This is a genomic window from Saccharopolyspora sp. (assembly GCF_017434145.1).
GTDB classification, from domain to species: domain Bacteria; phylum Actinomycetota; class Actinomycetes; order Mycobacteriales; family Pseudonocardiaceae; genus Saccharopolyspora_C; species Saccharopolyspora_C galaxeae.
Genome location: NZ_JAFRFW010000880.1, coordinates 1 through 9381, shown reverse-complemented (window position 1 = coordinate 9381; position 9381 = coordinate 1). Strand labels below are relative to the sequence as shown.

10 protein-coding genes are annotated in these 9381 nt (G+C 70.5%); 3 read left to right on the top strand and 7 right to left on the bottom strand.

All coding sequences use genetic code 11. The features are described 5' to 3' along the window. Positions 1–62 precede the first annotated feature (62 nt). The gene (gene murJ, locus IJH84_RS23920) at positions 63–1691 is read right to left on the bottom strand and encodes a murein biosynthesis integral membrane protein MurJ (protein ID WP_295149299.1); all 1629 of its coding nucleotides are present in this window, start codon (positions 1689–1691) and stop codon (positions 63–65) included. 111 nt (positions 1692–1802) lie between these two features. On the opposite strand from murJ, the gene IJH84_RS23915 reads away from it, so the two are divergent. Next, on the top strand, positions 1803–2282 hold the full coding sequence (locus tag IJH84_RS23915; protein ID WP_295149296.1) for a YkvA family protein: 480 nt from the start codon (positions 1803–1805) through the stop codon (positions 2280–2282). Positions 2283–2333: 51 nt separating this feature from the next. On the opposite strand, the gene IJH84_RS23910 is transcribed toward IJH84_RS23915, so the two are convergent. Together IJH84_RS23910 and IJH84_RS23905 are read right to left on the bottom strand one after the other, a co-directional pair. Next, positions 2334–2747, bottom strand: coding sequence for a DoxX family protein (locus IJH84_RS23910; protein WP_295149304.1), 414 nt, complete (start codon positions 2745–2747; stop codon positions 2334–2336). A gap of 181 nt (positions 2748–2928) precedes the next feature. Next, a complete protein-coding gene (locus IJH84_RS23905) occupies positions 2929–4086 on the bottom strand; it encodes an acyl-CoA dehydrogenase (protein ID WP_200072423.1) in 1158 nt (385 codons plus the stop codon). Positions 4087–4213: 127 nt separating this feature from the next. On the opposite strand from IJH84_RS23905, the gene IJH84_RS23900 reads away from it, so the two are divergent. Next, positions 4214–4954, top strand: coding sequence for a TetR family transcriptional regulator (locus IJH84_RS23900; protein WP_200072424.1), 741 nt, complete (start codon positions 4214–4216; stop codon positions 4952–4954). A gap of 422 nt (positions 4955–5376) precedes the next feature. On the opposite strand, the gene IJH84_RS23895 is transcribed toward IJH84_RS23900, so the two are convergent. Further along, positions 5377–5544, bottom strand: a complete 168-nt coding sequence (locus IJH84_RS23895; protein ID WP_295149292.1) for a hypothetical protein — start codon at positions 5542–5544, stop codon at positions 5377–5379. Positions 5545–5754: 210 nt separating this feature from the next. Next, a complete protein-coding gene (locus tag IJH84_RS23890) occupies positions 5755–7308 on the bottom strand; it encodes an amidohydrolase family protein (protein ID WP_295149289.1) in 1554 nt (517 codons plus the stop codon). Positions 7309–7433: 125 nt separating this feature from the next. On the opposite strand from IJH84_RS23890, the gene IJH84_RS23885 reads away from it, so the two are divergent. Further along, the gene (locus tag IJH84_RS23885; protein WP_295149286.1) at positions 7434–8480 is read left to right on the top strand and encodes a lipoate--protein ligase family protein; all 1047 of its coding nucleotides are present in this window, start codon (positions 7434–7436) and stop codon (positions 8478–8480) included. 31 nt (positions 8481–8511) lie between these two features. Here IJH84_RS23885 and IJH84_RS23880 read toward each other — a convergent pair whose 3' ends face one another. Together IJH84_RS23880 and IJH84_RS23875 are read right to left on the bottom strand one after the other, a co-directional pair. Continuing rightward, positions 8512–8733, bottom strand: a complete 222-nt coding sequence (locus IJH84_RS23880; protein ID WP_295149302.1) for a DUF5703 family protein — start codon at positions 8731–8733, stop codon at positions 8512–8514. A 50-nt stretch (positions 8734–8783) separates the two neighbouring features. Next, on the bottom strand, positions 8784–9381 hold a 598-nt coding region (locus tag IJH84_RS23875; protein ID WP_367269087.1), incomplete at its 5' end, for a YncE family protein.

Genomic DNA, 9381 nt, shown 5'->3' with positions numbered 1-9381 from the left:
CGCCGGAGCTGGAGCAGCTGCGCACCAGCCGGAGCCGCGCGGCGAAGTGACCAGCCCGGCGCTCAGCGCCGGGCGAACCGCCGCCGCAGCACCGCGCGCACCGGGTCGAGCTCGGGAGCGCGGGCCAGCAGCAGACCGCCGAAGCTGATCAGCAGGATCAGCAGTCCGTCCACGGCCAGTCGCAGCCACGCCCCGGCCACCACGCCGACCGCGGCGAACACACCGCTGAGCACCGCGTCAGCGGCGAGCGCGACACCGCAGGCGAGCGCGGTGACCACGACGGCGCGCAGCAGGCTCACTCCGATGCGCCCGCTGCGCATCCCGCCGACGCGGGCGCGCAACCACACCTGCCCGAGCAGCGCGCCGACCACGAAGCTCAGCGACATCGCCAGCGCGACACCGACCACCAGGTCGCGCGGGTCGGCGGTGGCCAGGAACAGGTAGCACAACGTGGCCCGCACCCCGACCATCACGACGTTGATCACCGTCGGCGTGCGCGCGTCCTTCATCGCGTAGAACGCGCGAAGCTGCAGCATGGTGATCGCGAACGGCACGATTCCCGCCGCGCAGACCCCGATGGTGGCGCCGAGCCGGTCGGCGGCGGCGACCCCGTTGTTGCCCAGCGAGAAGAACGCGACACCCAGCGAACCGCCCGCGACCAGCATCAGCGCGCTGATCGGCAGCAGCAGCACCGCGCTCATCCGGGTGCCGAGCGACAGGTCCGCGACGAAGTTCGCTGAGTCGTGCTCGGTCGCCGCGCGGCTGATCCGCGGCATCAGCGCGGTCAGCAGGGACACCCCGAGCACGCCGTAGGGCACTTGGGACAGCAGCCAGGCGTAGGTGAAGGTGGCGACGCTGCCTTCGGTGCCTTGCGCGCTGACCCGGGTGGTGACGATCATGCCGGTCTGGCTGATCCCGGTGTAGAGCACGACCCAGCCCGCGAGTGCGGCGAACTCGCCGAGGTTGCGGTCCCAGCCCCACCGCCAGCGGAACCGAAAACCCACGCGGCGCAACGCCACCGCGACCACGAGGCTTTGCGCCACGATGCCGAGGGCGGTGCCGATGCCGAGCACCAGCAGCTTCGGCTGGCCCATCCGGACCGGGTCGAGCGAGATCGTCCCGGGCAGCAGCGCGAACACACCTGTGGTGGCGATGACCACGAGGTTGTTCACCACCGGAGCCCACGCGGGCGGACCGAACACGTGCCGCGCGTTGAGCACCGCCGAGAGCAGCGCCGAGAGGCCGTAGAACAGGATCGCGGGCAGCAGCAGGTAGGCGAACGCGGTGGTCAGCTCGGTGTTTGCCCTGCTGTTGGAGCCCAGGTAGAGGTTGGTCAGCAGCGGGGCGGCGGCGACCGACACCAGCATGGCCCCGGCCATGAGCACCCCGCCTGTGGTGATGAGCCACTGCGCGTAGGACTCGCCGTTGCGATGGCTCTCCTGTTGCGCCCGAACCAGCAGCGGCACCGCGACACTGGTGAGCACCCCGCCGAGCAGCAGCTCGTTGATGACCGTGGGCAGCGTGTTGGCGACGGTGTAGGAGTCGTTGACCATGCCGAGCCCGAGCACGCCGACCAGCAGCACCTTGGCCCCCAGGCCGGTGATGCGGCTGACGATGGTGGCCACGGCCATCGTGCCACTGGCGCGGGCAAGTGAGGGCCGGTGTGCTGTCGGTTCGGCCTGTTCGACCAACTCAATGCCCCCTCGCGCGCCGTCCTCGGCGACTGTGTCACGGATGGCCGGGGGTTGCGTTGCCGAAACCGGACCGTGGCAGGCTGGTCGTGCTCAGCGGAGGAGGCGTTCGTGCTCGTCGTCGGTGTGCTGCTCGTGGTGGCCGGAGTGATCACCGCCGTGTCCGGGGACTGGACCGGCTCGCAGTGGTTGCTGCCGAGCGGTCTGATCGCGGCGGGCATCGGCGTGCTGATCGCCGGAGTCGTCGCGGCCGTGCGCCGCAGGCTGGCACCGCTGCGGGCGGCGCAGAAGGCGGCGACGTCGGCGCCCGGAAGCGGTGGCCCGATCAGCCGCGCGCGGGCGGTCCCGGCGATGGTCGCCGCGCCGTGGCGCGGGTCCGGTGCGGCGGTCCCGCGATATCAGACGGTGCTGTGGCTGCTGGCGTTGATCTACATCGTGTGGCCGGTCGATTTCGTACCTGACCTGTTGCCGCTGCTGGGCTTCACCGACGACATCGGGGTCGGCGCGTGGTTGCTGACCAGCCTGTACGCCGAAGCGGGCAACCACCTGGCCCGGCAGGGGGAGCGGTCCGGCGACGCCGCCGAAGACTGACCACCCGGCTCCGGGCGCCGCGGCGCAGCGAGCGACTCGGCCGCTCGGCGGTCATTCCGACGTGGTCGGCTGCTCGGCCACGCGGACCTTGCGCTTGCGGTACTGCGAGAACAGGCCGTGGTCGATCGCCCAGCGCCCGCCGTTGAAGCCGAGCATCAGCGCGGAAACCCCGATGACCAGCACGAGTTCGTACCCCTGCGGGGAGAACAGCCCGTAGGGAGCGTGCACGAAGAAAATCGCTCCGGCCATCACGATCGCGATGCAGATGCCCACCAGCGGCAGCAGCAACCCGAGGATCAGCAGCAAGCCGCCGACGAGCTCGACCATCGCGGTGAACCAGGCGGCCACCGAGGGCAGCGGGATGCCGATCTGCCGGAACGCGTCCACGACGGTGGGCATGCCGATCCCGCAGACCTTCTGCGCACCGTGCGCGATCAGCACGATGCCGATCGCGAGGCGAGCGATGAAGGTGAGCAGGTCCCGCAGGTGACGCAGGTCGCTCTCCCGGTGTTCGCGGCGGCTGTTGCGGCGTCGGGGGAGGTGCGGCCAGTGTGCGGGCGCGGCCGGTGCGGGGCATCCCGGCCGGAACGCCGTGGGCCCCCGGTGCGCGACCGGGGGCCCACGGGCCGGAGCTGCGTGCGGGCTTTTAGCCCTTGAGCAGCGCGCGGGCCATCACCATGCGCTGGATCTGGTTGGTGCCCTCGTAGATCTGGGTGATCTTGGCGTCGCGCATCATCCGCTCGACCGGGAAGTCCCTGGTGTAGCCGGCGCCGCCGAACAGCTGCACCGCGTCGGTGGTGACCTCCATGGCCACGTCGGAGGCGTAGCACTTGGCGGCCGCCGAGATGAACCCGAGCTTGCCCTCACCGCGCTCGGCGCGCGCCGCGGACACGTAGACCATGTGCCTGGCGGCCTCGATCTTCATGGCCATGTCGGCGAGCATGAACTGCACGCCCTGGAAGTCCGAGATGGCCTTGCCGAACTGCTTGCGCTCCTTGACGTAGTCGATCGCGGAGTCCAGCGCGCCCTGCGCGATGCCCACGGCCTGCGCGCCGATCGTCGGGCGGGTGTGGTCCAGCGTGGCGAGCGCGGTCTTGAACCCGGTGCCGGGCTCGCCGATGATCCGGTCGCCGGGGATGGTGCAGTCCTCGAAGTACAGCTCCACCGTGGGCGAGCCCTTGATCCCGAGCTTCTTCTCCTTCGGCCCGACCACGAATCCCGGGTCGTCCTTGTGCACCACGAACGCGCTGATGCCGTTGGCGCCCTGGTCCGGGTCGGTGACGGCCATGACGGTGTACCAGCTCGACTCGCCGCCGTTGGTGATCCAGCACTTGGTGCCGTTGAGCACCCAGTCGTCGCCGTCGCGGTGCGCGCGGGTCTTCATCGAGCCCGCGTCGGAGCCGGCTTCGCGTTCGGACAGCGCGTAGGAGGCGGTGGTCTCGCCGGAGGCGATCGAACCGAGCACCTTGCTCTTGAGGTCCTCCGAGCCGGACAGCAGGATCGGCATGGTGCCGAGCTTGTTCACCGCCGGGATCAGCGAGGACGAGGCGCACACCCGCGCGACCTCTTCGATCACGATGCAGGTGGCGACCGAGTCGGCCCCTTCGCCGCCGTACTGCTCGGGCACGTGCACCGCGGCGAAGCCGGACTTCACCAGCGCATCGAGCGCTTCTCGCGGGTAGCGCTCCTGCTCGTCGACCTCGGCGGCGTGCGGTGCGATTTCCTTCTCGGCCAGCGCGCGGACGGCTTCCCGCAGCGCGTCGTGCTCGTCGGCCAGCCGGTAGGTGTCGAAGTCCGGGTTCACCGCGTGCCTCCCGTTTCTCGTCGTGATCGCCAGGTAGGTGCGGCCGCGGACGGACCCGGCTGCGCACGTCGCGGAGAATCCTAACGGCACGGAGTGCCACCGGCAATCGGCCGGGTATATTTCGGCCATGCCCGAGCAGCCGAGGCCGCGCGAAGGCCGCACCGCGCAGGGTCGCCGCAGGGTCCGCGGGACCGTGTCGTTGGCGGCGCTGGACCTGTTCGCCGCGCAGGGTTTCGAGGCGACGACGGTGGATCAGATCGCCGAGGCCGCCGGAGTCGGCAGGCGCACCTTCTTCCGGTACTTCCGGTCCAAGGAGGACGCCGTGTTCGGCGATCACGAGGAACGGCTGGCCGACGTGGTCGAACGGCTGGAGGAAGCCGATCCGGCCGAGGATCCGCTGCTGGTGGTGTGCCGGGTCGCCGAAACCGTGCTGTCGGCGTACCTGGCCGAGCCCGCGGTCTCGCTGCAGCGGTTCGCCCTGACCAGGCAGGTTTCCTCGCTGCGGGACAAGGAGATCGCCAGCATCGACGGCTACCAGCGGGTGTTCGCCCGCTACCTGCGCGAGCGCTACCGGGAGCAGGACGAGGGCGGCCTGCAGGCGGCGGTGGCGGCCGCGGCGGTCGTGGCCGCGCACAACCACGTGCTGCGGGACTGGCTGCGCAGCGGTGCCGAGATCGACGCCATGCACCGCCTGCGCGCGGCGCTGCGCGTGGTGCGCCGGGGCCTGTCCGAGTCGTGGGCCGGTGGTGCGGGCGAGCAGGAGGACGTGGTCGTCGGCGTGGTGCGCACCGGGGCGCCCGCGGCGACCGTGTTCAAGCAGCTCGAAACCGCCCTGCGCGATCTTCCGGGCGAATCTCCGCACGCCTGAACGCACCTTCTGCGGCACTGAGTGTCACCGAACCGGTGCCGAACTGCCGTTTTAAAAATATTCGTCGCGTCAGCGACGAGCGAAATTTCTCGAACCCATCGCGGTTCCGACACTCGCTGCACAGATCTCGCTCGGATGCGAGTGGAGCTTGCCTGGCGGAAGGGCGTGCGGCCCGCTAGGGGAAGCCGCCGCGTTCACCGACTGCGTCGAGGGCGCGCGGTGGGGGCACCGATGCCCGCGACGGCCGCTGCGGGACCGATCAGGTCCGGCTGGGCTTCCGGGCACGCGGACGGCAGTTCGGCCGATGGGCCGAGTTCCGCGGCGAACCCGTGCTGTCGCGGGCGACGAGCTGGGATGTGCTGCATCGAAACGGCGTTTCCGGAGCTACCGCGTCCGGAGTTCTTGCGGTTGCGGGCGACGGGTCAGTCGTAGCCGCGAATCAGGTGGCTTTCGTCGTCCAGCTCGAATCCGTCGAACCCGGGCGCGATGCTGCGCGGGTAGCGGTGCTGCGCGGGGATCTCCGCATCGGGGGACAGGGTGCTGACCGTCGCGGACTGGCCCTCGTCCGGATCGTGGTCTGCGCGTTCCAAAGTCATCTCCTTTGTCGTATCGGGTGTCGGGAGGGTACGGCCGATGATGCTGGGGAGTGGCTTAGATCGCACTCGCGCCACCCGGTTGATACATCCAGTCACCCGGAACGAGCGCGTCCGCCCAGGTCATCAGTCAACTACCTCGAAGTGTTCAGCGTTGACCGAAATTAACCGTTCAGCCCCGCACAAGCTCGTACAGCACCCAAGAACTCAAGGAGCAGGGGTGAGCCGCCGGCCGTGCTTGCCGCCGAGGTAGTTGCCGTCTTCGACGACGGTCCGTCCGGCGAGGCAGACCCATCGCACGCCTTCCGGGTGCCGGGCCGGGGATTCGTAGTCGCCCACGTCGCGCACTCCGGCCGGGTCGAACGCGACCAGGTCGGCCGCGTTTCCGGGGGCGATCACGCCGCGTCCGGGGATGCGGAAGGTACGGGCGGGCAGTGCAGTCATCCGGCGGACCGCGTCGGGCAGGTGCAGCAGGCCGCGTTCGCGGGTGTAGCGGCCGAGCACTCGCGGGAACGTCCCGTACAGCCGCGGGTGCGGCTTGCCGCCGGTTCCGGGAGGCAACCCGTCGGAGCCGATCATCGTGTGGTCGTCGGTCAGCGCCAGTTCCAGGTCGGCTTCGCGCATCGAGAAGTGCACCATCGCCACCCGCAGGCGTTCTTGCACGAGGACGTCGGCGAGCGCGTCGACCGGTTCGCTGCCGGTGCACTCGGCGATCTCGTGCAGCGTGCTGCCTTCGTGCCGGTGGCTCGCGGTGGTGGCGATGCGGATGTCGTCCCAGTCGTCCCGGCCGCCGAGCTCGGCGCGCAGCTCGGCGCGGCCCGCGGGGCTGCCCAGCCGCGCGATCAGGGTTTCGGCGCCCGCGCCGAGGAAGTCGGCGGGCAGCACCGAGGTCAGCATGGTCGAGGAGGCGGTGTAGGGGTAGACGTCCTGCGCAGCGGGCGTTCCGAGGTGTCGCGCCCGGGCGATGCGGGTCAACGCGTCGCCGATCTTGCCCCAGTTGGCTTCGCCGGCGGCTTTCAGGTGCGAGACGTGCGTGCGGCCGGCGACCTGGCCGATGCGCAGTGCCTCGTCGATGGATTCGAGCAGGTGGTCGCCTTCGTCGCGCAGGTGCGTGGCGTAGATGCCGTCGCCGCCGAGGACTTCGGCCAGCGAGCGCAGTTCGGCGGTGCCGGCGAACAGCGCGGGCGGGTAGATCAGCCCGCTGGAGAGGCCGAAGGCGCCTGCCGCCATGCCTTCGTCGAGGGCGGCGCGCATCGCGGCGAGCGCGGTGTCGTCGGCGGTTCGCCCGGCCATGCCCATCGCGGCGATGCGCAGCGTGCCGTGGCCGACCAGCGGGCAGTGGTTGGTGACGTGTCCTGCGGCGTCGGTGCGGGCGAACAGCTCGTGGAAGTTCGTCCAGGTGTAGCTGATCGGCGGGAACAGCCGTTCCAGGAAAGCGGGCAGGGTGTCGGCGTGTTCGGTGCTGCGCGGGGCGAGGCTGAAGCCGCAGTTGCCGACGACTTCGGTGGTGACGCCTTGCCGGATCTTGGTGGTGTCGGGCTCGTCGAGCAACGGGGCGTTGTCGGCGTGCGAGTGCGCGTCGATGAATCCGGGGGCGAGCACGAGGCCGGTGAGATCGCGCCCGAGGCGGTGCGACAGTGTGCCGGGTGGTTCGACGGCGGCGATGGTGCCGTCGCTGATCAGGACGTCGGCTCGGCGCAGGGCGCTGCCGGTGCCGTCGGCGAGCTGCGCTCCGGTGAGCAGCTGGCTGTTGGGGGTCACGGGGTCTCCCGGTGTCGGGTGTCCGGGGATCATCCTGCCCGGTGCGGGGTGTGGCGGCGATGCCCCTGCTGGTGGGAATAGGTCGTGGCGGCCGGTGTTCGCACGGGTGTGGAAGGGAGTGCGCGGTGCACGGTGAGTACAAGGTCCCCGGCGGGAAGCTGGTCGTGGCCGATGTGGACGTTGCGGCCGGACGGTTGGTGAAGGTCCGGATCAGCGGGGATTTCTTCCTGGAGCCGGATGAGGCGTTGGAGGAGATCAACGCTGCGCTGACCGGAATGCCCGCGGAGGCCGATGCCGAGCAGCTGGCGGTGGCGGTGCGCGCCGGTTTGCCCGCGGAGGCTCGGATGGTCGGTTTCGGGCCGGAGGCGGTGGGTGTCGCGGTGCGCCGGGCGGTGACTCGGGCGAGCGATTGGCTCGATCACGAGTGGTGGCTGGTGCGGGACGGTCCGCGTACGCCGTTGCAGCACATGGCGTTGGACGAGGTGTTGGCCGGGGAGGTCGCTGCGGGCAGGCGGTCGCCGACGCTGCGGTTCTGGGAGTGGTCGGATCCGGCGGTGATCATCGGGAGTTTCCAGTCGGTGCGCAACGAGGTGGATCTGTCCGGGGCGGATCGGCACGGGGTGCAGGTGGTGCGGCGGATCACCGGCGGTGGGGCGATGTTCGTGGAGCCGGGCAACACCGTGACGTATTCGCTGTACGTGCCGGAGTCGTTGGTGGCTGGGATGTCGTTCGCGGATTCCTACGCCTTCTTGGACGACTGGGTGCTGGGTGTGCTGGGCGAGTTGGGCTTGAACGTGTGGTACGAGCCGTTGAACGACATCGCCTCGGATGGCGGGAAGATCGGTGGTGCGGCGCAGAAGCGGGTTGCCGGTGCGGTGCTGCACCACGTGACGATGTCCTATGACGTCGATGCCGCGAAGTTGGGCGAGGTGCTGCGCACGGGGCAGGAGAAGCTTTCGGACAAGGGGATCACCAGTGCGGTGCGGCGAGTGGATCCGCTGCGCAGACAGACGGGGCTGGCGCGGGAGACGGTGATCGAGCGGTTGTCCGGCGGGTTCCGGCGCCGGTTCGGGTTGTCCGGCGGTGCGGTGACCGAGGACGAGGAGGCGGCGGCGCAGCGGTTGATCGAGTCGAAGTTCGCCACTCCGGGCTGGACGCACCGGGTGCCGTGAGCGGGCCCGGGCGTTTCGGCGGCGTGCCGGGTCAGGTCAGCAGGCCTGGCACGCCGGGGGTGCTGGTGCGGCGGCGCAGCCAGACCTTGCGGGTGCCGTCGGAGTAGAGCAGCACGCGGGACAGTTCCCATCCGGCGAATTCGGCGTGGATGCTCAGCTGGGTGGTCGCGCTCGGGCGGGTGATCCCGGGCGGCAGGCGCAGCGGGCGGTATTCCCAGTCGCCTTCGCGGTGCCATTCGCCTTCGGTGGCCACTTGCCGCGCCCGGGCGCGGCGGGGATCGCTTTCCGGGTCGGTGCTTTCGATCATGGCTTCACCACCTGTATTCCTGCTCCGGTCGCCGAGGCGACGAAGACGTTTCCGCTGGTGGGGTCGACGGCTACGGAGTCGGGTTGGTCGACGGTGGGCAGGCGCAGCTTCTCTTGCGGTTCGCCGCCTGCGATGTCGTAGCCGACGAGTTCGTTGGTGGCGGTCAGGGTGACCCAGGCCAGGTCGCGGTGCGGGTCGTAGGCCAGGCCGTAGGGGGTGCCGGGCACGGGGTAGCGCTGTTTGAGGATCAGCGGGCTGGTGGAGAAGGCCAGCAGCTCTTGGCCGCGGGTGTCCAGCGAGAGCACTCGTCCGTAGCGGTCGGCGACGGCGCGGGTGGCGCCGGTTCCTGCGCGCAGGGCGGGTTGTTTTTCGCCGGTGGCGGGGTCGAGCGGGGTCAGCGAGGTGCTGAGGGTGTCGAGCACGTGCAGTTGGCCGCCGGTGGTGACCAGTTGGGCGGGGGACTGGAAGCCGTCGGCGCGGGCTCCGCCGGGCAGCAGGACGCTGTTGCGCAGGGCCACGGCGAGTCCGCCGCCGGGTGCGGTGGTGGCGTCGATGGGGCCGCCGGGGTAGTGCAGCCGTTCGGCGGTGGCGGTG

Coding starts and splice junctions, on each gene's coding strand:
- IJH84_RS23900 (WP_200072424.1), top strand. CDS start 4,214: ATGCCCGAGCAGCCGAGGCCGCGCGAAGGCCGCACCGCGCAGGGTCGC.